Raw genomic sequence first — 23208 nt, 5'->3', positions numbered from 1 at the left:
AAGTGGATAGTTTGTAATATATATCTTGAAAGTTAAATCAGTTAAGCAATGGAGGATATATATTTTGAACAATGAAGTAGTCGTATTATTTGGTGCTGGTGCAATTGGTGAAGCAATCGTCAGAAGAGTGGCAGCTGGTCGAAAGCTGTTGTTGGCGGATTACAGCGAAGATAAATTAGATACAATGAAACAAAATTTGAGTGAAGCAGGTTTTTCAGTTGAAACTATTAAAGCTGATCTTTCTTCAAGAGCCTCCATTAAAGAAGTAGTGGAAAAAGCTAAATTGCTTGGTGAAATCATGGGCCTAGTTAATGCAGCCGGAGTTTCACCTTCACAAGCTAGTGCTGAACAAGTGTTGAAAGTTGATTTGTACGGTACATCAGTTTTATTAGAAGAATTTGGAAAAGTTATGGCGCCTGGTGGAGCTGGAATTGTGATTTCTTCACAGTCAGGACATCGATTGCCAGGTTTATCAGTTGAAGATAATCAGGCCTTGGCAATGACACCGACTGAAGACTTGCTGAATTTACCAATCTTACAACCAGATGTCATTACCGATTCCTTAGCAGCTTATCAATATGCTAAACGGACGAATGTTTTACGAGTAGCGGCTGAATCTGTTAAGTGGCAGAAACGTGAGGCCAGAATAAATGCCATCAGTCCAGGAATCATTATGACACCATTAGCTTTGGATGAATTGAATGGACCTCGTGGAGCTGGATATAAAAAGATGTTTGATTCGATGGTAACAAAACGACCCGGAACTCCAGATGAAATTGCTGGTTTGGCTGAATTGTTGATGGACCGTCGCAGTGCCTTTATTACTGGTAGTGATTTCTTAGCAGATGGTGGAATTACAGCACAATATTGGTATGGTGATGTTTCAGAAGTTAGAAATTAATAAATTTAATAATATAAGGTTACTGATATAAAAGAAGTCCTCATCAAGATATAATTCTTTTCGAAGAATTTATCTTGATGAAGACTTTTTTGTTATTTGAATAATTTACAGGGGAGAATTTGTTATTTTAAATTTGAGCGTTGATAGCATCGGCTGTCTTCAACATGTGATAAGTTGCTTCAAAGACAGGGCAGACATCTCCGGGAATCGCATAATCCTTAGTCGTTTGACGTAATTTGGCAAAATTGTCACTGAGATCTTTGTGATTGCTAGCATCTAGACACAATTTAACGTATTGCTGTCTGACATCAAAAACTTCAGGGTGATTTTGTCCGTGGGCATTGGTGATTGCTCGAGTATAGAAATCCAATTTATCGTGACGCTCGTCTAAATAGTCTTTAACCGTTGTCATTTGAAAAGCCTCTTTTCGTTTGATGACTTCAGTATAAGGTGCCAAATGGATTAAAAAATTGATTTAAATCAAAAATCGTATATTTAAAAATATGTAACATAATTGTATAAAACATTTATGGTTGTAGCTCGTATAATTGAGTTACTTAAGAGAGTATTAGTAAATATATGTAAGCGTTGAGATGAGGTGATCACATAAGAGTTAGAAGAAGGAATATAAAAAAATATTTAAGAATTATTTTAGTGGTGGTTCTGCTAGCAGGAGGACTAGGTTACTATTTCAATAATTCTTATGCCTCAAGTGGTAATGATAATGCCAAAACTAATCAAGTGATTAAAAAGAAGCAGCGCATTATCAAACACAATTTGACGAGTTATTTGAACAGTGTGACTAAAGATGGCACGGCTAGTGTTAGTTTTTATAATTTAGGCGCTACTGAGGATAGTGATGCGGCCGATGGCAAGTATGCTGACGTTTATAAGAAGGGTAGCTTGCAAGTAGAGGCTAATGCTCACACCGCACAAACCGCTGCTAGTACGTATAAACTTTACATTGCGGCGTTTCTAATGAATCAAAAGTTGAACGGCAATTTTAGTTGGACGGATTCTAATGTAGATGGATTCAATCGAATGATTGTTGAAAGTGCAAATGATTTTTCGGAAAATCAAATTGATATTTATGGCGCAGATATTCTGAATGAGTTTGCTGGCAATCAAGGCTGGTACTCAGGCGTTTTCCAGTCTGGTCAAGGAACACTGACGACGAGTTATAGTTTGCAGCTGTTGTTGCAAGACCTCGAGTCAGGCACAGGTGTGTTTAAAAACAAATCCGATCAAGCCAAGATTTTAAAATTGATGGGAAAACAAATTTATCGTGATGGAATTCCTGCTGGGGCTGCCGCAGCTGATGCTGGGACAACTGTGCAAGATAAAGTTGGTTTTCTCGATGACGTCAATAATGATGCGGGGATTGTGACGATGCCAGATGGTCAGAAGTATATTCTGGTTATTTTAACTAATGGTCATAATCAAAGCAAATTTAGTGGGTTCCCAAGGATTGCTAAAATTACGAAAAATGTGCAGCAGATTGTTTACGGATCGGATGCTGGAACTAAAATTGTTAACTATTAATGGACTCTGAATTTGATTCAGGGTTCTTTTTTGTTATTGACAGAGGTGTTAAAATTTAATTATTGTGAAAACGCTAACATGGCGTTGAAAATAACAATTGGGGGTATTTTTTAATGCAAAAAACTTTTGTTAACGGTGTCGATGGTAATTTTGGAAAATTGGTTGCTGAGTATGTTCAGCAATTGATTCCTAAGGAAAGATTAGTATTCACCGCACCTGATGAAAGCAAATTAAAGATTTATGCCGACCAAGGTATTCAAACGGCCGTAGCAGATTTCAATTCACCTGAAAGTTTAGCAAAAGTTTATGCTCACGCTGATAAAGTTTTATTGATTTCGATGCCTTTTGTTGGTGAGAAGCGTCGTAAAGCTCATAAAAATTTTGTGGATGCTTGTGTAAAAGCAGGAGTTAGACAGGTTATTTATACGTCGGTTTTATCCGCTGGAAATCCTTTTAACCCAAGTGTCGAGAATGCGGATCACGGTTATACGGAATCTATAATTCAAAATACGGATTTAGATTATATTTTCTTACGTAATTCTCTCTTTGCTGAGGCATTTATTTCAGATTATATGCGTGCGGTTGATAGTCACGAAGATACGATTGAGAAAAATATGGGTGACGGACGTGTTTGGTTTATTTCTAGACGTGATGCAGCCTTGAGTGCAGCTTGTGCATTAAATGATGACTTTTATCATAGAGCAGTTTTGAATATTAATGGTCACGAGCCATTTACGTATAATAAATTCTTGGAAGTTGGCAATAAGGAGACTGGCAACAATATAAAGTATGTTAAGAAAACTGACCAAGAATTATATGATTATTTTGATAGCGTTGGCGTTCCTAGAAATACTGATGGTGATTTTTCTAAGAGCCCAATTCAGGCCACTTCCGATGGAATGGTTACATTTGGTACGACTGTTCGTGAAGGATATCTGGATGTTCCAGTCAGTGATTTTTGTAGATTGACGGGACATGAACCAATTACTGTAAAATATATGTTTGAGCATAAGGATGATTTCTTGTTAGGAGATCGTCATTCGACAGAAAAATAGTATCAGAACAAAGAGGATGTGAGATATTTGATTATCTTACATCCTTTTTGTTTTGCTTAAGATGGGGCTATTTCCTACCGGTAGGAAATAAGTATGACTTTGTGAGCGGTTACAACAGAAAATATAATAGGAATTGTTGATAAGCAATAACGGTTCTTATTAGTAAATTGGTAAGGAAAATATTATGAATAAGAATATAAATAAAATGCTAGATGTGTTGCTGCAACAAAAAGACTTTATTACTAACAAACAATTATCTGAGTTGGTTGGGGTAACGGAGAGGAGTGTAAGAAGTTATGTAGCTAAAGTTAATGCGTCCTTTAATGGTGAGAAGTTAATTGTTTCGACTGAAAAAGGATACAAAATTGATAAAAGTAAATATGATTCCAAGAATATCAATTCAAATGATTCAGACAGTGACGACGAGATCCTGTTTCGGATTGCATTGTTATTAATAAATAGTACTGGATATACGCAAATTGATATAATTGCTGATCAACTTTCTTATTCGAGTGAAAGTATTCGTAGCAAAATTCAAAAGTTATTTTTAAAAATTAAACAGTTTGATATTGGACTTTCATTTGAATCAAAGATTTTCACAGGAGTTAGATTGGTCGGCAATGAGGAATCTAAGCGTTTAATTTTAGAAGAATTGGTACCTTTAAAAATATTTTCAAAAGAGAAATTGATTTATCAATTGGATAATTTCTTTAAAGATATGACTGATATTAAAGAAATAACTCAGAGTGTAAAAATGGTTGACAACACTCTGACAGCTCATAACTGTACCGTTGAATATTGGACGTACGTAAAGTTGATTATTCACATCATAATTATGAATTATCGAGTGAAGAGTCACCATTATGTAACTGAGTTAGCTAGCTATGAAGAAGTGGTTCATGAATTTTCGGAATATAAGTTAGCAAGTAGTTTAATTGATGATTTTAAAATTGGAAAAACGAAGGAAGAATTATTAAGCCTTACATATTATCTTTTGGCACTACCATTAGATATTACTAACCCAGAAATAATTTTGAACGATGAAACAACTATCTCAGCCATAAAAGAGACGTTATTCAAAGCAGAAAAATATTTCAATATTCCAGTATATTCTAATGAGAATTATCAGAATCAAATTGTTAACCATATAGCTAGACTTCTAAATCCAATAAAGGAAAAGATTCCAATTTTTAATCCTTATTTTACTGAATTGAAGCATGAATATTTGTTTGCATATTCTATTTCTAGTTTCATTTACGATGACTTGAAGAAGCGTCTTTCACTATCTATTCCGGAATCGGAAATAGCGTATTTATCAATACACATTCAATTAGTTTTGAATGAGGAAAAAGACGGAATATTAAAAACGCTTTTGATTGTTAACAATAAGCAAATCGAAACCAAATTAATAAAAAATAAGGTGGAAATGTTTTTTCAAAATATTCATATTGCCCGTATTGAGCATGATTTTGAAAAAGCAAACTTTAATGAGTTTGATTTAATCCTAACGACAATCGGTGAATATCCTAGTCCCAAATATTATAGGATCGACAAATTAATACATATTTCAAGAAATTTTAACAGCATGGATATTCAGAGTGTACAAAGGTTTATTTCCACAATAGGAACTTCAAATTTAATAGATGACGCAGACTATTTTCATATAAATGAAAGTTCAAGTATAGATGCCATTGAGAAGTTGCTGGAGTTATCAGGGTATTCCAATCTCATCGATAACTTTAAGGATAGAGAAAAAATGTCTAGCACGGATGTCGGAAATTATACAGCCTTACCACATCCATTTTTAACCAAATTTTCTTATAATCCCAAGGTAATTATTGGTATTAACAAATCAAATATTATCTGGGGGACTCAGAAGGTGAAATTGATTATAGCCTATATTCCTTCGGAGCAACTAGAAGTAAATAAGGGATTCTTCAGGGATGTATACGTACATACCAATAACCTAGAGACGGTGTTGAAATTACTAAAAACTAAAAATAAGCAGAATTTCATTTCTGTATGGAATAAAGAAAGAGGATATTAAAAATGTTAATGAACATGGTTGATTTACTAGATGTAGCTTATAAAAATAATTTTGCGGTTGGTTCATACAATGTTTCAAACAGTGAATTTGTTGAAGCAATTATTGATGCGGCTGAAAAGAAGAATGCCCCAGCTATTATTCAAATTCACCCAGATGAATTGAGCTTTATTAGCGAAGATTTTGTAGCTTATGTCAGACAAGCTGTAAATCGTACAAGAATCCCAATGGCCATCCACGTTGATCATGGTGGGACTTACCAAGATATTCTTAAGGGAATTAGAAACGGTTATAGTTCAGTAATGATTGATGCTTCAGCTAAACCTTGGGAAGAAAATATTGCTATTACCAAGAAATGTGTCGAAGCAGCCCATGCAGTTGGTGTTTCTGTAGAAGCAGAATTAGGAACAATTGGAAGCAATGAATTATCTGTTGATAGTAACGGTGTTAACGAAATTCTTTATACGGATCCTGAAGATGCTAAGAAGTTTGTTGAGGCAACTGGAGTAGATACATTAGCAGTTGCTATTGGAACACGTCATGGTCACTATGCACATGTTGAGAAGCCAGAATTAAGAATCGATCTTTTGGAAAAGATTCACGAGGCAGTTGATATTCCATTGGTATTACATGGTGGTTCTGATAACAAAGATGAAGAAATCCGTAAGACATACAAACATGGTGTTGCTAAAATCAACCTTTCAACGGATATGAAGACCGCATTTTTCAATCAATTACGTAAAACATTGGTTGAAAAGCCTGATGATTATGAACCAAACGTGTTAATGCCAAGTGCTCGTAAGGCTGCACAAGATCTTGTTGAATATAAAATGGATCTATTCAATTCAACAGGAAAGGCTAGCTTGTATTTCAAATAATCTAATATTTGATGTAGAAGGGGAAAATTATGAATGTTAAAGATGTGATTGATAAAAAGAATATCATTATTTCTAATACATCCATGAGTAAACAAGAAGCCATTGAAAAAATGAGTTCATTACTCGGGAAAAATGGATATGTTTCTGATGTAACCTCGTTTCAAAGCGCTGTTAATAAGAGAGAAAAGGAAATATCTACTGCCGTTGGTTATGGAGTGGCAATACCTCACGGTAAATCAGATGGTGTAGACAGAGCTACGATTGTTATCCTTAAAAATTTAAGTGGTATCCAATGGGATAAGGAGATTGTTAATCTGGTATTCATGATTGCAGCTCCAGCAACCGCTAATGATGAGCATTTGCGGATGTTATCAACTATTTCTACTTTTCTGATGGATGAAAATTTCCGTGCTAAATTGTTGACTGCAATGACTGAAGATGAAATCTATAATGATTTAATCAAGCAGGATGAAGCAAAATCAAATGAAAAAGATTTGAAGAAAGCAACTGAAGATAGTGGGAAATACTTAATTGGTATTTCTGCATGTATGACAGGTATTGCGCATACTTATATGGCTGCTGAATCACTTGAAAATGAGGCTAAAAAGCGTGGAATGAAATACAAGATTCAGACTAATGGCTCAACGGGTGTGGAAAACAAACTTACTCCAGAAGACATTGCAAAAGCTGATGCAATTGTTGTTGCTCACGATGTAAAAGTGGATACAGACGTTTTCAAAGGAAGAAAGTTTCTTGATGTCCCAGTCAAGAGAGCCATCGATAAACCTCAACAGATTGTGACAGATGCTTTAGCTTTGAGCTCTGACTATGTTAAATCAGATAAGATTTCGAAGGCTGAAGAAAAGAGTGAAGAAACTGAAGGGGAAAGCAAAGGTGGAAGCTTTGCAAGAGCATTTTACACTCACACTATGAGTGGTGTTTCATACATGATTCCATTTGTTGTAGTTGGTGGTATTTTTATAGCCATTTCCTTTATGTTTGGTATTTATGCTAGTGATCCAACAAGTAGTCAATATAATGTTTGGGCAGCATTCTTTAACGAAATGGGTGGTAATGCCGCATTCAAGCTATATGTTCCAGTTTTGGCTGCTTATATTTCATGGAGTATTGCTGATAAACCAGGATTAGCACCAGGTATGATTGGTGGTATGATGGCCGTGAATGGTGGCTCTGGGTTCTTAGGAGGTATGTTAGCCGGATTCTTAGCTGGTTATTTAACAAAATTTATTATTAAGAAAACTAAGAATATTCCACATACATACCAAGGATTAATTTCAGTGTTATTAATACCTCTATTGTCAACGTTTGTAGTTGGATTCGTAATGTTCTTTATCTTGAATACACCTATGTCTCATTTCAATGAGTTCTTAACGACATGGCTGAAATCAATGAATGGATCTAGTGCTTTTGTTATGGGAGCTCTATTAGCTGGTATGATGGCTTCAGATATGGGTGGTCCGATTAACAAGACTGCTTCAGCATTTGGTTTAGCAATGTTCGCTTCTAAGATTTATGGACCATCAGCTGCTTTGATGGTTGGTGGTATGGTACCTCCTTTGGGGGTAGCATTAGCTACATTATTATTTAAAAATAAATTTTCTAATCAAGAAAGAGAAGCTGGTAAAGCTAACTGGATTTTGGGTGCCTGTTTCATTACTGAAGGTGCCATTCCATTCGCTGCAGCTGATCCATTGAGAACAATTCCTGCTAATATTATCGGTGGTGCCGTTGGTGGTGCTTTAAGTATGATGATGGGAATTACACTTCAGGCTCCACATGGTGGTATATTCGTAATTCCAGTTGCATGTAATAAGCCACTATTGTATATCGGATGTATTGTTATAGGTGCTGTTATCACTGCTTTGATTCTAGGATTTACTAAGAAGACCTTGAGTGAAAGTGATATGAACAAACAAATGGCAGCTGGTATTATTTAATATATGTTTTACAAATCTAATTTGAATAAAGAGTAGTTCTGAAAAATAGAACTACTCTTTTTGTGTACCTAAATTTAAGGTGGTGACATTCAAAAATATATTTTGTCACCTAGGTAGTGACAAAACTAAATGTAATCGCATACAATAAAAACTTACTATATAAATGTAAAGAGAAACAGATAACAAAATAAATTATTTAGAAATTATTGGAGGAATATATCATGAGTAAAAGTATTCTATTGATTTGTGGATCTGGAGCATCATCAGGCTTCATGGCAGCTAATATGAGAAAGGCTGCTAAAAAAGAGGGACTTGATTATAAAATCAAGGCACGTAGTGAATCTGAATTAGGTGATTATATGGATGATATTGATGCTTTGATGGTTGGACCACATTTAAAGGCAGAATTTGATGGTATTAAAGAACGTGTTCCTGAAAATGTAAAAGTTATTCTAATGCATGCTGATTACTATTCAATTCTTGATGGTAAGGGTGCAATTGCACATTTACAAGAAGAGCTTGGCGACTAAGACACAGTTAAAAAATAAATAAGGGGTGTGTCAAAATGGATAAATTTATGGACTTTCTCAACACTAAGTTTGCACCAAAAGCACAAGTTGTTGGGAACAATCAATGGATCGTAACCCTAAAGAATTCAGTTCTTGAAGTGTTGCCATTCATTCTTGTTGGTTCAGTAGTTAGTTTGCTAAATATTCCTGGAAATTTCTGGAATTGGTGGCCTGATTTTACACCGGTAAGCAACTTTACTTTTGGACTATTATCAATTTTTGTTGCGTTTCTGGTTCCATTCAACTATATGGAATATAAGAAGCTTAAAAAACAGCGTATTATCGCTGGATTAACATCTGTCGCTTTGTTTATGATGTTAATTAATCCAAAGTTCACTAATTCAGGAGCTACAGCTTCATTTAGTTTTAGTGAATTTGGTGCAGGTGGTATGTTTGTCGCCATTATTGTTGCTATTTTTGTCAGTTTGATAATGGAGGCTTTTGGAAGATTTTCATTCTTTAGTGAAGATACAGTGATTCCGGATTTTGTAACATCATGGTTTGATTCTATGTTACCTATTGGAATTATTATTATATTTGGTTGGCTATTAGTAGATGTAGCACATTTTAATATGTATAACGCAATTCAATCGATATTCGCACCTTTAGCATCAGGAGCAGATACAATTTATGGATTTACATTCATTTTGTTCTTAGACTGTTTTATTTATTCAATGGGTATATCTGGTTGGGTACTTTCTCCAGTCACTCAACCATTAATGCTTGGTGGCATTGCAGCTAATGTTGCTGCAGTTGCTGCTGGCAATCCTGCAACTCATGTCTTCACTAGTGAAGTTATTTACAGTGGTTGGGCATGGATTGGTGGTGTTGGATGTACCATGCCTTTAGCTTTAATGATGTTGTTGATGGCTAAATCTCAACGTTTAAAAGCACTAGGTAAGGCTTGTATTGTTCCATCATTATTCAATATAAATGAACCACTTGTTTTTGGTACTGTTGTTTGGAACCCATACTTGATGATTCCTCTATGGATCAACGGTATTGTTATTCCAATTATTACTTGGCTTGGTTTAAAGATGGGCTTGGCCGCAATTCCAAAGGCATTAATGCAGATGTGGTACATTCCATTTCCAATTTCAACATGGATTGTTAGCCCATCAGTTGGTGCAATCATTTTAATGGCAATTATCTTTGTAGTCGCATGGTTAATCTGGTTCCCATTCTTTAAAGTTTATGATGGACAAGTTCTTCAAGAAGAAGCAGCACGAAATTAAAAGATTTTATTTTTAGGAGGAAGACATCTTATGGCAGAGGAAGAGTTTGATAATAAATCAGTCAAAGATACGATGGAAATTATTATTAATGCCGGTGATGCCCGAGCATTTATAGCTAATGCATTAGATGACATCGGAGATTTCAATTACATTTCTGCAAAAGAAAATATAAAAAAAGCTGACGAAAAGTTAGTTATTGCACATAGATTGCAAACTAAGAAACTTCAGGAAGAAGCAGAAGGCGAAGAAGTTAAGTATTCAGTGTTATTTACACATGCCCAAGATACTTTAATGACTATTATGAGTGAATATAATTTTGCCAAACACTTGATTACAGTATTTGAAAAGCGCGATCAAAAAACTAGATAAGGAGATAAATTATGAAAGATAGCAGATATCCATATTTCCCAGATAACTTTCTTTGGGGTGGTGCTCAAGCAGCCAGTCAGGCTGATGGTGCTTACAAAGAAGATGGTAAAGGATTGAATTCATCTGATGTCCAACCGTATTTAAAAGGATTATCTAATGAAAAAATTCAAGAGCTAGAAACTCAAGGTATGCAATTAGAGCAAGTGAAAGCTAATATGCATGATACTAAGAATTATTATCCAAAACGTTTTGGAATTGATTTCTACCATACGTATCCTGATGATTTAAAACTTTTGGCTGATATGGGATTCAAAACACTTAGAACTTCATTAGATTGGTCACGTATTTTCCCTAATGGTGATGATTCTGAGCCCAATAAGAGTTCGCTAGAACATTACAATAAAATGATTGATGCCATGCTTGATTTGGGTATTGAACCAATTATCACGATGAACCATTATGAAACTCCAATCAACATAACTGTTAAGTATGGTGGATGGCCTAACAGAGAAGTTATTCCAATGTTTGAGAAATTCGGAAAAACATTATTAGACTGGTTTGGTAAGAAAGTTAAATATTGGATTGTTGTAAATCAAATTAACATGGTTCAAATTGAACCATTCCTATCTGTCGGAGTCTGTGCTGATCAGTATGAGAATGAAGAAGAAGCCTTGTATCAAGCTGTTCATAATCAAATGGTTGCTGCTGCATGGATTAAACAATATGCCAAATCATTAAATAATCCAGACATTCAAATTGGTACTATGGTTGCGGATGGGACTGCTTATCCAGCCAGTTGTAAACCTGATGATGTGATTTTAGCAATGCGTCAAAATCGTTTACAATATTTCTTCACTGATGTTCAATTCCGTGGATATTATCCTGAGTATGCTAAGAACTATTTTGCTGAACGCGGTGACAAACTTGATATTAAAGATGACGATATGAAACTATTAGCAGATAACCATATGGACTTCTTAGCAATTTCTTACTATTACTCCAAGATGGTTGATGCCTCAAAGAACGAGTATCGTCCATCGGATAATAGTAAGAACCCTTATTTGAAGGAAAGTCCATGGGGATGGGCCGTGGATCCACAAGGTCTATACAACACGCTTAGTCAGTATTGGGATCGTTATCAAAAGCCAATTATTATTGCTGAAAATGGTATCGGTATGTATGACAAAGTGGAGGATGGTAAGATTCATGATGATTACCGTTCAGATTATTTGAGTGAGCATATCGAACAAGTCGGTAGAGCAATTCATGACGGTGCAAAAGTTATTGCATACTGTGCATGGGGTCCAATTGATATTGTTAGTTGTTCATCACAACAAATGTCCAAACGCTATGGATTTATCTATGTAGATAAAGATGATGAAGGTAATGGTAGTGGTAAGCGTTTATTGAAGGACAGCTACTATTGGTATAAGAATGTTATTTCATCAAATGGAAAAGAAATATAAAAGACGTATACGGAGATGAGTTATTTGCGTAAAGACCATAAGAAAGAATTATGGGACTATTTACAAAATAACCCTGGATGGCATACCTCTAACGAATTAGCTGTGGTAATTGGTGTATCTCAACGTAGTATTAAACGCTACGCAAAAGATTTAATCGATGCTACAGCTATTTTTGTTAGCAATAAAGGGTATAAATTTAACCAGAAAAAAGTAAATAGTACCAACAATGACAATTCAGATTACGAAAGTATTAAACGAGTTTTGACTAATGAGTTTACTCAACAGAAAAAGTTAAATTTGTACGATGTAGCAGATCAACTATATTTAAGTGAATCCACAGTAGTTAAACTTTTCCGGGAGATTCAGCAGTACGTTAAGCCTTTTGAATTGGAATTGAAGCAGAGTGGTGATGACTGGGCCCTAATCGGTAGTGAAATGAATAAGAGACGATTAATCAGTGATATTCTGTACCGTGAATCAAAGCAGACATTCATTGGAACGAAGACTATTCAAGAAAGTTTCCCTGATATAGACGTAGTTCAGATTTCAAATTCAATAAGAAGATTAACTCAATTAGAAAATATTTATTTGAATACATTTGACTTCAATAATATTCTGTTACATATAGCGATTGCTACCCATAGAGTTAAGAACGGCTATCAACCGCAGAATACCGAAGGAAAAACGAAATATGAATTAAAATCTGATTTACTTTCGGATGAAAAGGTAATTCAGGAAACAGAGTTTGGAAATAAGTTAATTGATAGTGTTGAAGACAATGAAAAAATTAAATTTTCTGATGCGGAACGAAAAAGTTTAAAGTTGATTATCCAATTTTCTATTACGCGTAAGCATCGGAATTTGGAAGATACAGTTAAACATAGTACTGTCGTGTTGGTTGACGATTTAATAAAGTATGTTAATTCGATGCTAAATATTGATTTGAGAGTTTTGAATTTTAGAGAGCAATTTGCCATTCATATTCAGCGTCTGCTTGAGCGTTCCTCACGAGGATATGTTGAGCGTAATCCAATGACTGCAAGTATAAGAAAGTCTTCTCCTATTATTTATGAATGTGCAGTTTTGATTTCTAATCGAATGGAAGAAATAGAACATGTTACTTTGGAGGACGACGAAATTGCTTATATTGCAATGCATATTGGTAATGCAGTGTCAGAGTATATAAATGATTTACATAAGCTGTACGTTGTTGTTTTAATGCCTGATTATCAAAATGATACAGATGATTTTGCTAGCAGGTTGGAACGACTTTTTAGTCAAGATATGGTTATTGGGAGTGTTGTTCATACTCCTGAAATGATAAATGAGAAAGATTATCCACGTAAAGTTGATTTTGTGATTCAAGTTAATTCAGAATATCAGTTGCCAGGAATAAATCATGCTAATATTTCGCAGTTTATGACTCAAGCAGATTACAAACGTATTAATCAATTGATCGAAAGTCATAAACATCAGCAGCAGAAAATTAATTTTACAAGTAATTTGGAAAGGTTTTTCCCGAAGGATAATTTTAAAGTAGTAGATGATAAGGTTGAGAGGGATGATATTTTTCAGACCGTATGTGATGAACTGGAGAGTAAAAATGTTATTCCTGAAAAATTTTCTGACAAGTTAAAAGCTCGCGAGAATATGTCAAGTACGGCTTTTGGACGCGTGGCAATACCACATTCTATGCAAATGATTGCCTTGAAGACACAAGGGTATGTTGTTATTGCTCCAAAAGGTATTTTGTGGAATGAAGATAATCATGAAGTTAATTTAATGTTTTTGTTGGCGGTTAATAAGGAGAATAAACAATCATATAGAAACATCTTTGATGATTTATCACAAATTGCAGTGGATCCTAAAAATATTGCAGAATTAGTTAAAGCTAGGACTTATGAAGAATTTATTAAACAGTTAACAAACTTGTTGTGAGTGCTCGATGTGAAATATATTTAGAAGAGAATCATACAAACATTTGTATGATTCCTTTTTTGTATGTTCTAATAGATATGTTAAGAAAATAATATGGATATACAGGTTATGGTAAAAAATATATTGACATAAATTATGCAAGGGCTTACACTAATGTCGTTGAAAGCAATATATTAAAAACCGTATATTGGGAAAGAGATGTAATAATGCGAGAAATACAATATCAAAAAAAAGGTATTGCTTTGATCTATCTAGCAAAGAAGTTTTTTACATTGGGAGTAGGCGATAAAGTTCCAACTGTTGATGAGTTGTGTAACGAAACTAATACCTCAAGAGGAACGATGCAAAGTGCATTAGAGACTTTGAAGACTGATAAGGCAATCGTCACTGTATCCAAAGGACATATGGGAACGTATCTAGTAGATCAAGATCAGGATAAGTTGTTGAACTATCTTGATGATAGAAATATCGTTTGCGCTATGCCATTACCATATACGAAATATTACGAGGGTTTAAGCACTGGCTTTTATAAGTCATTTGAAGATAAGAAATTGAATTTAAATTTAGCTTATGTTAATGGCTCTATAAATCGTTTGAATGGATTAAATAGTAATCGTTATGACTTTATAGTTACTTCAGGGCTAACAGCCGATTATCTAGTAAAACACAATGATGTTGACCTTGTCACATTACTTCCACAAAAAACTTACGTTTCAGAGCATGTTATTGTACATAAGAAAGGCAGAAATGACTTTATATACGATGGCATGAGCATTGGTGTTGATTCATACTCAATCGATTACAAAATTCTGACGCAGGAAATCGTTAAAAATCATGATGTAAAAATGATTGAGACACCTTATAACCAAATTGTTCAAAGAATTGAAAATGGAAGTATTGATGCCGCAATTTGGAACCGGGATGAAGTCGAAGAAAAAAATTATCCAGTTTCGTACAGTCCGATTGATAGTGAATTAGTTAAAAAGTCATCAAGCGCAGCATTATTATGTAAAAAGGGTAATACATTTATTAAGGAAATTGTTCAAAGATATGCCGATATTGATAAGATTACATCTGTTCAAAAAGCAGTAATTTCTGGTGAAATTTTACCCGAATATTAGGAGGTGACAGAAATGAAAGAAACTACTGAAGAGAAGTTGAAGGTACTGCACAGACTGGGAAAGTTGGATCAGGACTCCTTTGACTTTTTAACAGATGTCGATGATTATTTTTTGAAAAATTATTACAGTAATGATAATGAAATGCTATTGATTCATCTATCAGTGGCAATTAACCGTATGTTTGAAAATAAGAAGGTTGATGAAATGCCAGATGAATTGTGGCAACAAGTTTCTGGGAAACCAGAGTACAAAGTTGCGAGATCTGTCTGGAATGATTTAAAATCAAAATCACCAGTAGAATTCACAGAAGGTGAGACGAAATATATTTTGCTACATGTTTTGAACATATTAAGGAGGAATCAAAATGATTAAAATTGTAATCGGTGGTCAAATGGGTAAAGATGAGATTGAAGCTGATTTGAAAAAAATGATTGGTGATAAGGATGTTGAAATAACTGTTAAGAATGATCTTGAAGCAGCAATGTCAATCCAAGCTGGAGAAGCAGATTATTATATTGGTGCATGTGAAACAGGAGCTGGTGGAGCATTGGCAATGGCAACGGCACTTCTAGGGTCAGATAAAACAGTTACTGTAGCGTCACCATCAAAAGTGTTATCCGAAGAAGAAATTGCGGATCAAATTAATAATAAAGGTAAAGTAGCATTTGGTTTTACCATTAATACTAAGGATACTGTACTACCAATTTTAGTGAAATATTTAGTGAAATAATTTAACTCTGTTTATCTATCTTTCAATATACAATATACAGTATATTGAAAACAAATAAAGGAAGGTATAACAATGAATGTTACTACGCTGATTAATTACATATTAATTGCTGCCGTTGGTGGTGTCGGATCAATCCTAGCCAATCGTGGTATTGCCGTTTTTAACGATGGGTTGAGACCCATCATGCCTGAATATATTGAAGGCAAGATTACTAGAAAAGAATTGGCTGCTACCAGTTTTGCCGTCAGTTTTGGTTTAATCATTGGTTTTGGTATTCCTGTTTCAATTGGGTCAACAATTCTGGTTGCCCATAGTATTTTACTGGCAGCCGATGTTATTGGTACATGGACTCCAGACAACAAATGGGGTACAGCTTTAGCTGGTATCGTAGGTGCCATCTATGGTGCAGGTTTGCTATTTGGACTTTCTTCAATTGTTGCAATGTTCAAGATGTTACCATTTAATTTCTTGCCTGCACTTTCATTAATGAGCGGTCCAATTTTGTTAGCATTTTGTGCGTTTCCAGCACTTGCTGTTGCAAGTCAACACAATCCCAAGAAAGGTTTCATCACATTTGGTTTAACATTCTTGGCTTACTTATTAGCTACGAAGTTTGGTACTTTCAAAGTAAATGGTTACACAATTACATTAAATGCCATTGGTATGGCTTTGTTAGTTGCAATGGTATGTATGATTTACTTCGCTGCACAAATTAAAGGCGATGGGAATTCTAATGCGAGTCTAGTCAATGTGTTCTCAAAACGTGTTGGTCGTATCAAAGGTAACTGGATCTGGCTATCAATTATGGGTGGTTTAATTACAGCTGCATCAAGTATGTTAATTATTGCTGTTGATGTGTTACCACAACAATTGTTAGTTAAGAATCAAGTTATGGAAGCAGCTATTGCTACATTTGCTCGTGCTATTGGTTTCATTCCGTTGGTATTCTCAACAGCCATCGTAACTGGTGTTTACGGTATGGCCGGAACAACAATTATCTTTGCACTTGGTCTTTTACTGAAAGGTCAACCAATTGTAGCTTTCATCGCCGGTTTTGTCTGGATGTGGATTGAAGTTCAATTATTAGCAGCAACTGCTAAAGGATTGGATAAGTTCCCTGGTTTGAGAGATATGGGTGAACATATTAGAACATCGTTACAAGATACAATTGCAATTGCACTGTTAATAGGTGCTGCTATCGCATGTAATAAGATGGCTGCCAATATCGGTTTCTTCTGGGTTATTGGTTTCTGGCTATTAAATAAGAAATCAAAGAAACCATTAGTAGATATGGCAGTTGGTCCTATCGCAACAATTGCATTTGGTGTTCTACTTAATATTTTAAGAGTAATAATGATTTTTTAAATTAAAGGAAAGAGGAATTTCACATGTTAGTACCTGGTATGGTTTATTCACACGAACATATTCCAATTGATTTGTCGGAAGTTAAGCATAATGAAGATTGTCATCTTGATTCACAAAGACTTGTAATTGAAGAATTTAAGGACTTGTATGCCAAAGGAGTTCGTAATGTTATTGATATGAGTAATCGAGGAATGGGAAGAAATATTCCTTACGCACAAAAAGTTGCTGAAGAGTCCGGAATCAATATTGTTCAATCTACCGGATTTTATCAAGATGCATTTCTACCAGTCGAAGTTTTTAGATTGTCAGTTAACCAACTAGCAGAAGGAATGATTAAAGATATTCAAGTCGGAATTAAGGGCACAAACGTTAAGGCTGGAGTTATTGGAGAAATTGCTACTACCAAAGGTAAGTGGACTGAAGGCGAAGGCAAGGTATTTGATGCTGCTGTTATTGCACAAAAAGAAACTGGTTGCCCAATCAGTACTCATACATCAATTGGAACATTAGGCCATGAACAAGTTAATTACTTCGTACGTAACCATGCAGATCTGAGCAAGATTGTAATTGGGCATGTTGATTTATCAGCAAGTTCTGACTATGTCATTGATATGTTGAAGACAGGTATTAATGTGGAATTCGATACCATTGGAAAAAATAACTATTTAGCAGATTCTATTAGGGTTCAAATGCTTAAGGATATTGAAGCAGCAGGATTTGCTGATCAAGTAGTAATGTCTATGGATATTACAAGAAAATCACACTTAAAAGAAAACGGTGGTAATGGTTATTCATATTTACTAGATAACTTTGTACCTCAACTTCAGGAAGCTGGTGTTTCTGAAGAATTCATTAATAAAATGTTAAATGAAAATCCACATAGAATCTATGGTGATATCAATGCCTAAATTTAAAACGTATCCTTTGGAGAGCATCTCAATAGATGCTGCCCTCGATAAACAATTCAAATTGGTTGATGCAATGACTCGTCATTTTGAAGGTAATGAATTATTGAGCCGAGGTGACTTGGGAGTTGTTCCGGGTCTCAATCAACCTAGATATACCAAGAAGGTTGAAGAAGTTCTAGCTGATTTCTTTGGTACTGAAGCAGCAATGTTAGTCAGAGGATCCGGAACGTCAGCCATTCGACTAGCTTTACACTCTGTTTTAAAGCCTGGTGAACAATTACTAGTTCATCGAGCACCAATTTACCCAACGACTAAGGTCTCGATTGACAGTATGGGCATTAAAACAGTGGCAGTGGATTATAACGACATTGAAAATCAAGATTTACCTAAAGGCATTTCGGCAATTTTGATTCAATATACACGTCAACAGCCTAGTGACTCTTATTCTATGGAAAAGGTCATTTCGTATCTTAAAGAAAGATATCCTAATATTCCCATCGTCACAGATGATAATTATGCCGTTATGAAGGTTAATAAAATTGGTGTTGAGTTGGGTGCATCACTTAGTTGTTTCTCCACATTTAAATTACTTGGGCCCGAAGGTATCGGCTGTATCGTTGGGAACAAAGAGGAATTGGATAAATTACGCAAGGAAAATTATTCTGGTGGTTCCCAAGTTCAAGGTCATGAGGCTCTAGATGTTTTGCGAGGACTAACATATGCTCCGGTTGCTTTAGCCAATCAGGCACGTGTAGTTAATGAGTTGGTTGAAAGACTTAATAGTAATGAAGTATCAGGGATTGCTTCAGCTTATGTGGCTAATGCCCAATCCAAGGTCTTATTGGTTGAATTTGAAAAGCCAATTGCTCAAGAAATCTTAAAGTATACTAATGCGCTTGGAGCTGCTCCAAATCCAGTTGGGGCTGAGTCTAAGTATGAGATTATTCCGATGTTTTACAGAGTTTCGGGAACGTTTAAAGAATATGATCCAGAATTACTTAAAACGACAATTCGTATTAATCCATACAGATGTGGTGCAGATACCATTGTACGCATATTAAAGAACAGTATTGGCAAGGTGGTGAAGTAACAATGTTTTTGAAACAGCTTGAAAAACATAATCCGGAGTTGATAGACTTTGCTTTCGAATTACATAAAACGGGTCAAATACTGCCAGACACTTACGTAATTGATTTGGATATGATACATGATAATACAGTTAAGATGGTGGCTGAAGCTAAAAAATATGGTGTCGAATTACTCTATATGACTAAGCAATTGGGTCGAAATCCTATTGTAGCTAAAGAAATTCAATCAGCAGGTATTGAAAATGCAGTCGTAGTAGATTTTCGAGAAGCAGAAGTTTTTATGGAAAATGGATTGAATTTAGGAAATGTTGGACATTTGGTTCAAACACCTAAGGCTTTGTTAAAAAAGATAATTTCCTATGGAACTAAATATTTTACGATGTATTCACTTGAAAATACTGTCGATTTGAATGAGGCCGCAAAGGCTGTGGGTAAAATTCAACCAGTAATTTTAAAGATTCAAGATACTAAAGATGATATTTATCCAGGACAGGTTGGCGGATTTACGCTGGATGAGTTGGATAATCAATTAAGTGAATTGAGAGATTTGTCTAATGTAAAAGTTGTCGGGCTAACGACATTTCCTGCCATTTTATTCGATGAAAAAACTGGTGATTATCATTCAACATCGAATATGGAAACTGTAAAAAAGGCTAAAGAATTATTTAATAAGCACGGAGTTGAATGTTCTGTCGTTAGCTTGCCGTCAGCAACTGCTACTAAATCAATTAAGCTGATCAGTGAATTAGGCGGTACAGAGGGTGAGCCAGGTCACTCACTTACAGGGACGACACCAATGCATGCAACAAAGGACTTGCCAGAAAAACCTGCTTATTGTTATGTGAGTGAAATTTCACATAGTTATGGTGATCATAGTTTTATCTATGGTGGTGGTTACTATCGCAGGGGTCATCTCAAAAATGCGATTGTCAAAGATGGCGATAAGGTAGAGTCTGCAGAAGTTTTACCACTAGATAACTCAAGTATTGATTATTATTTAGAATTAAATAAAAAGTTTAAATCTGGTTTACCAGTAGTAATGTCAAGCAGAACTCAGATGTTCGTAACGAGAAGTACAGTTGCACTTGTTAAAGGGTTACATACTGGAAGTCCAAAATTGATTGGTTTGTATGATACACAGGGAAGAGAATTAGCGAAAGGAGTTAAGTAATATGGGCAAGTTTGGAGTTATTGTTTTAGATAGTTTTGGTGTTGGCGCAATGGACGATGTGCCTAAGGTACGTCCTGATGATATTGGGGCTAATACTGCTTTAAATATCATTAAAGCGGTTCCACAAATTAAAATACCAAATTTAATTAAACTAGGATTAATGAATGCAATTGGTGAAGAAAGAGGAGACTTTAAATTCTCTACGACTGCTAATTGGGGTACTTCTAATTTAATGCATCATGGGGCTGATTCTTATTTGGCTCATCAGGAAATAATGGGAACAAAGCCTAAAATGCCTTTATTACAACCATTTAATGAAGTAATTGATACAGTCGAGGCACAAGTAAAAAAGGACGGTTTTGATGTTAAGAGATATGGTGATCCCGGGTATCAGCTATTGCTTGTAAACGATTGTGCGACAATTGGAGATAATCTTGAGGCAGACCCAGGTCAAGTTTATAATGTCACAGCGGCTTTAGATGAGATGCCGTTTGATGAGATTACTAGATTGGGTGAGTCTGTGAGAAGCGTTGTTAAGGTTTCTCGTGTAATTGCCTTTGGTGGTCGTGAAGTTACGTTGAAGGATATTTTGAAAGCTTTAAAGATAGAGCATGAAAAATATGTTGGAGTTTCAGCTCCCGAGTCTGGTGTTTATAACGTTGACTATCATGTTATTCATTTAGGGTATGGAATAAATCCTAAAGTTCAATTACCTCAAATACTTCATCGTTCTGATATTGATGTTGCACTAGTTGGTAAAACGTCAGATATCATAAATGTTGATACTGACAGAAAATTCCCTGGTGTAGATACAAATTATTTGTTTGATAAATTTATAGAACAGTCTAAGGATATGAAAAATGGATTATTGTTCATGAATATTCAAGAGACCGATTTGGCAGGTCATGCTGAAGACCCTGTTAGTTATGCCGATGTTTTGGAAAAGGCTGATAAAAAATTGGAAGAAGTATTACCGCTATATACGGGTGACGATATTTTAATTGTTATGGCTGATCATGGGGATGACCCAACGATTGGGTTTACACTACATACACGTGAACGTACACCGTTACTTATTTACAAAGAGGGTACACATAATAAATATGTAGGTGATCGAGCAACGCTTTCTGATGTTGGAGCTACTGGAGCTGATTATTTTGGAGTTGAAGCACCTGAAAATGGTAAAAGCTTTCTACATAGAATTATTGATGGAACAGATATAGGCGATTAAAAAAAGCGCAAAAAAATAGACAGGTGACCACACCTGCCTATTTCCCGATACAAAGTGACTGAGATTGCCACTTATAAAAGCTGCATCGGTTTTAGTATAACAATAATCGAGACCAATAGATAGAATAATTTGCAGAAATAAAATAAATGACAAAAAGTAAAATTAAAATATTGCTTGAAGTTATGTATTTACCGCCAATTGATTATATAATTGTTTCAACTAAATAGGTCAATTGGAGGACAAAATCATGGCACGCAAAGTTATCTTGTTTATCGCTGAAACTTTGGACGGCTTTATTGCTGAAACAGATGGCAATATTGATTTTTTAATTGATAGTGACTTTACTTCGGGGGAAACGACTGATCGTGAATATGAAAGATTAACTAAACATATTGATACAGTGGTAATGGGACGGAAAACTTACGAGCAAGTAGCCAACAAATTATCACCTAATAATTATCCGTATGATTCGTTTGAAAATTATATTTTAACGACACATCCAACTGAGAGCCTTGGTAATATTAACTTTATCCGGGATAACGTTGTTGATTTGGTCGAAATGCTGAAGAGCCAACCATCAAAGAAAGACGTCTGGATTATCGGTGGCAGTAGTATTATCGCTCCACTAGTAAATAGTGATTTGATTGATAGTTATCAAATCGGTATCGTTCCAATCGTTTTGGGTAGTGGTATTCCACTGTTTTCTGACAAAACCAAGTTCAAAGAGTTTAACTTGGAATCAGCTAAGAAGGTTAATGGAATTGCTTATCTAACTTATAGCAAGTAAAAAGAAGGAAAATCGCAGAGGATTTTCCTTCTTTTTTTTTATCGAACGGAATCTTTGGAAACAAATTTAGTGTTTGGCGAAGTTCCCGTATAATTATAGAGATTCATGAAGTCATTACCTGGTGCCCAGTCAGCAACGAAAGATGAAGCATCGTTAGACATACCGACTGCAACGGTTGGTCCGGAATAGATTATCGCAGCTCTGTGTCCAAAATGACCACGTGTTCCTAAGTAGCTTCCCATATTGTAAGTTTCGTCATACCAACCTTTCAATAGATAATAGGCTACATCTCTGTCTGAATGAACGTATCCCCAATGAAGAAGATAATCATAGCCAGAACTAGATAAGTTTTCTGACATCTCACGAGTTGCAGTTGAATGGCTCAATTGACCATTAGTTTGTTGCGCTGCTCTCTGATTGGCGTAATTAATGAGTTCAGTCGATCCATGAACTGGTTGCGTTCCGTTAGCAGCATGAATGGCATTTACATATTTAACAATATAGTCATTGATTTTGTTGATATCAGGTTTGTAATTTGTGATTTGAACCTCAACGTTTGGATCGTTACTGATTTGACCATCGCTAATAAATGCGTACTCATTGGTTGCTACTTGAGCATATTCTGCACCGTCGATGAAGCCAAGTTTACCCACAGCCCAATTAGTATAAGGTCCTAAAGCACGATTACTGATTAATTTACCCTCAGAAGTATAAAGTCTAGTGACTTTACGTACGAAAAATGTTGGTCTTTTAGCCGCATCAACTTGATTTTGTGTCGAAATAAGTCCGCTGAATGTGACCAAGATTAGAGCGGCAATAATACCGGTTAATCTAAATTTTTTCATCGTCTAT

Annotated in this window: 22 protein-coding genes; 20 read left to right on the top strand and 2 right to left on the bottom strand. The window is 35.2% G+C overall.

Annotated features, from left to right (window positions below; all coding sequences use genetic code 11):
• Positions 1-64: 64 nt before the first annotated feature.
• Entirely contained in the window at positions 65-901 is an 837-nt protein-coding gene (locus JP39_RS10925) for an SDR family oxidoreductase (protein WP_041500178.1), read from the top strand.
• 127 nt (positions 902-1028) lie between these two features.
• On the opposite strand, the gene JP39_RS10920 is transcribed toward JP39_RS10925, so the two are convergent.
• A complete protein-coding gene (locus JP39_RS10920) occupies positions 1029-1313 on the bottom strand; it encodes a hypothetical protein (RefSeq protein ID WP_041500179.1) in 285 nt (94 codons plus the stop codon).
• A gap of 242 nt (positions 1314-1555) precedes the next feature.
• Here JP39_RS10920 and JP39_RS10915 point away from each other — a divergent pair, with 242 nt between their 5' ends.
• The 19 genes from JP39_RS10915 to JP39_RS10825 all read left to right on the top strand — a co-directional run bounded on the left by JP39_RS10915 (position 1556) and on the right by JP39_RS10825 (position 22356).
• Positions 1556-2443 (top strand): serine hydrolase, encoded by an 888-nt coding sequence (locus JP39_RS10915; protein ID WP_245626331.1) that lies wholly within the window; start codon positions 1556-1558, stop codon positions 2441-2443.
• 113 nt (positions 2444-2556) lie between these two features.
• Positions 2557-3498 carry an NAD(P)H-binding protein gene (locus JP39_RS10910; RefSeq protein WP_041500181.1) on the top strand — a complete coding sequence of 314 codons (942 nt, stop codon included), beginning with the start codon at positions 2557-2559 and terminating at the stop codon, positions 3496-3498.
• A gap of 184 nt (positions 3499-3682) precedes the next feature.
• Positions 3683-5545, top strand: a complete 1863-nt coding sequence (locus JP39_RS10905) for a BglG family transcription antiterminator (protein WP_041500183.1) — start codon at positions 3683-3685, stop codon at positions 5543-5545.
• Between the two features lie 2 nt (positions 5546-5547).
• Entirely contained in the window at positions 5548-6420 is an 873-nt protein-coding gene (locus JP39_RS10900; RefSeq protein WP_041500184.1) for a ketose-bisphosphate aldolase, read from the top strand.
• A gap of 29 nt (positions 6421-6449) precedes the next feature.
• Positions 6450-8378, top strand: a complete 1929-nt coding sequence (locus JP39_RS10895; protein ID WP_041500186.1) for a PTS fructose transporter subunit IIABC — start codon at positions 6450-6452, stop codon at positions 8376-8378.
• Positions 8379-8599: 221 nt separating this feature from the next.
• The gene (locus JP39_RS10890) at positions 8600-8908 is read left to right on the top strand and encodes a PTS sugar transporter subunit IIB (RefSeq protein WP_041500188.1); all 309 of its coding nucleotides are present in this window, start codon (positions 8600-8602) and stop codon (positions 8906-8908) included.
• A gap of 35 nt (positions 8909-8943) precedes the next feature.
• Positions 8944-10182: a PTS sugar transporter subunit IIC gene (locus tag JP39_RS10885; RefSeq protein ID WP_041500190.1), complete on the top strand. Its 1239-nt coding sequence runs from the start codon at positions 8944-8946 to the stop codon at positions 10180-10182.
• A 30-nt stretch (positions 10183-10212) separates the two neighbouring features.
• On the top strand, positions 10213-10551 hold the full coding sequence (locus JP39_RS10880; RefSeq protein WP_041500191.1) for a PTS lactose/cellobiose transporter subunit IIA: 339 nt from the start codon (positions 10213-10215) through the stop codon (positions 10549-10551).
• Between the two features lie 11 nt (positions 10552-10562).
• Complete coding sequence (locus JP39_RS10875; protein WP_041500192.1) at positions 10563-12017, top strand: glycoside hydrolase family 1 protein; 1455 nt, start codon at positions 10563-10565, stop codon at positions 12015-12017.
• A 15-nt stretch (positions 12018-12032) separates the two neighbouring features.
• Entirely contained in the window at positions 12033-13955 is a 1923-nt protein-coding gene (locus JP39_RS10870; RefSeq protein WP_082330696.1) for a BglG family transcription antiterminator, read from the top strand.
• Between the two features lie 206 nt (positions 13956-14161).
• The gene (gene yhfZ / locus JP39_RS10865; RefSeq protein WP_041500195.1) at positions 14162-15076 is read left to right on the top strand and encodes a GntR family transcriptional regulator YhfZ; all 915 of its coding nucleotides are present in this window, start codon (positions 14162-14164) and stop codon (positions 15074-15076) included.
• A 12-nt stretch (positions 15077-15088) separates the two neighbouring features.
• The gene (locus JP39_RS10860) at positions 15089-15448 is read left to right on the top strand and encodes a PRD domain-containing protein (RefSeq protein ID WP_041500197.1); all 360 of its coding nucleotides are present in this window, start codon (positions 15089-15091) and stop codon (positions 15446-15448) included.
• A complete protein-coding gene (locus tag JP39_RS10855; RefSeq protein ID WP_041500199.1) occupies positions 15441-15806 on the top strand; it encodes a DUF2620 domain-containing protein in 366 nt (121 codons plus the stop codon). Before JP39_RS10860 ends, JP39_RS10855 begins: the two co-directional genes overlap by 8 nt.
• 72 nt (positions 15807-15878) lie before the next feature.
• Positions 15879-17171 (top strand): YhfT family protein, encoded by a 1293-nt coding sequence (locus JP39_RS10850; RefSeq protein ID WP_041500201.1) that lies wholly within the window; start codon positions 15879-15881, stop codon positions 17169-17171.
• A 23-nt stretch (positions 17172-17194) separates the two neighbouring features.
• Positions 17195-18079 carry a phosphotriesterase family protein gene (locus JP39_RS10845; RefSeq protein ID WP_041500203.1) on the top strand — a complete coding sequence of 295 codons (885 nt, stop codon included), beginning with the start codon at positions 17195-17197 and terminating at the stop codon, positions 18077-18079.
• The gene (locus JP39_RS10840) at positions 18072-19169 is read left to right on the top strand and encodes an aminotransferase class V-fold PLP-dependent enzyme (protein ID WP_041500204.1); all 1098 of its coding nucleotides are present in this window, start codon (positions 18072-18074) and stop codon (positions 19167-19169) included. The genes JP39_RS10845 and JP39_RS10840 overlap by 8 nt, the downstream gene beginning before the upstream one ends.
• A 2-nt stretch (positions 19170-19171) precedes the next feature.
• The gene (locus JP39_RS10835) at positions 19172-20338 is read left to right on the top strand and encodes a YhfX family PLP-dependent enzyme (protein WP_041500206.1); all 1167 of its coding nucleotides are present in this window, start codon (positions 19172-19174) and stop codon (positions 20336-20338) included.
• 1 nt (position 20339) lies between these two features.
• Entirely contained in the window at positions 20340-21569 is a 1230-nt protein-coding gene (locus JP39_RS10830; protein ID WP_041500208.1) for a phosphopentomutase, read from the top strand.
• Between the two features lie 247 nt (positions 21570-21816).
• Positions 21817-22356 carry a dihydrofolate reductase family protein gene (locus tag JP39_RS10825; protein ID WP_041500210.1) on the top strand — a complete coding sequence of 180 codons (540 nt, stop codon included), beginning with the start codon at positions 21817-21819 and terminating at the stop codon, positions 22354-22356.
• 38 nt (positions 22357-22394) lie between these two features.
• Here the strand turns inward: JP39_RS10825 and JP39_RS10820 are convergent, their stop codons facing one another.
• Entirely contained in the window at positions 22395-23201 is an 807-nt protein-coding gene (locus JP39_RS10820) for a CAP domain-containing protein (protein ID WP_041500211.1), read from the bottom strand.
• Positions 23202-23208 lie beyond the last annotated feature (7 nt).

This window comes from Companilactobacillus heilongjiangensis (genome assembly GCF_000831645.3).
GTDB lineage: Bacteria > Bacillota > Bacilli > Lactobacillales > Lactobacillaceae > Companilactobacillus > Companilactobacillus heilongjiangensis.
Note: the sequence above shows the minus strand (reverse complement) of the source record. Positions and strands in the feature narration are given on the sequence as shown.

Bases quoted from the DNA above. Each gene is read 5' to 3' on its own strand.
- JP39_RS10840 (WP_041500204.1), top strand. From the start codon at position 18,072: ATGCCTAAATTTAAAACGTATCCTTTGGAGAGCATCTCAATAGATGCT.
- yhfZ (WP_041500195.1), top strand. From the start codon at position 14,162: ATGCGAGAAATACAATATCAAAAAAAAGGTATTGCTTTGATCTATCTA.
- JP39_RS10910 (WP_041500181.1), top strand. From the start codon at position 2,557: ATGCAAAAAACTTTTGTTAACGGTGTCGATGGTAATTTTGGAAAATTG.
- JP39_RS10835 (WP_041500206.1), top strand. From the start codon at position 19,172: ATGTTTTTGAAACAGCTTGAAAAACATAATCCGGAGTTGATAGACTTT.
- JP39_RS10850 (WP_041500201.1), top strand. From the start codon at position 15,879: ATGAATGTTACTACGCTGATTAATTACATATTAATTGCTGCCGTTGGT.
- JP39_RS10895 (WP_041500186.1), top strand. From the start codon at position 6,450: ATGAATGTTAAAGATGTGATTGATAAAAAGAATATCATTATTTCTAAT.
- JP39_RS10875 (WP_041500192.1), top strand. From the start codon at position 10,563: ATGAAAGATAGCAGATATCCATATTTCCCAGATAACTTTCTTTGGGGT.
- JP39_RS10820 (WP_041500211.1), bottom strand. From the start codon at position 23,201: ATGAAAAAATTTAGATTAACCGGTATTATTGCCGCTCTAATCTTGGTC.
- JP39_RS10880 (WP_041500191.1), top strand. From the start codon at position 10,213: ATGGCAGAGGAAGAGTTTGATAATAAATCAGTCAAAGATACGATGGAA.
- JP39_RS10920 (WP_041500179.1), bottom strand. From the start codon at position 1,313: ATGACAACGGTTAAAGACTATTTAGACGAGCGTCACGATAAATTGGAT.
- JP39_RS10905 (WP_041500183.1), top strand. From the start codon at position 3,683: ATGAATAAGAATATAAATAAAATGCTAGATGTGTTGCTGCAACAAAAA.
- JP39_RS10900 (WP_041500184.1), top strand. From the start codon at position 5,548: ATGTTAATGAACATGGTTGATTTACTAGATGTAGCTTATAAAAATAAT.
- JP39_RS10845 (WP_041500203.1), top strand. From the start codon at position 17,195: ATGTTAGTACCTGGTATGGTTTATTCACACGAACATATTCCAATTGAT.
- JP39_RS10825 (WP_041500210.1), top strand. From the start codon at position 21,817: ATGGCACGCAAAGTTATCTTGTTTATCGCTGAAACTTTGGACGGCTTT.
- JP39_RS10885 (WP_041500190.1), top strand. From the start codon at position 8,944: ATGGATAAATTTATGGACTTTCTCAACACTAAGTTTGCACCAAAAGCA.
- JP39_RS10855 (WP_041500199.1), top strand. From the start codon at position 15,441: ATGATTAAAATTGTAATCGGTGGTCAAATGGGTAAAGATGAGATTGAA.
- JP39_RS10870 (WP_082330696.1), top strand. From the start codon at position 12,033: ATGAGTTATTTGCGTAAAGACCATAAGAAAGAATTATGGGACTATTTA.
- JP39_RS10890 (WP_041500188.1), top strand. From the start codon at position 8,600: ATGAGTAAAAGTATTCTATTGATTTGTGGATCTGGAGCATCATCAGGC.
- JP39_RS10830 (WP_041500208.1), top strand. From the start codon at position 20,340: ATGGGCAAGTTTGGAGTTATTGTTTTAGATAGTTTTGGTGTTGGCGCA.
- JP39_RS10860 (WP_041500197.1), top strand. From the start codon at position 15,089: ATGAAAGAAACTACTGAAGAGAAGTTGAAGGTACTGCACAGACTGGGA.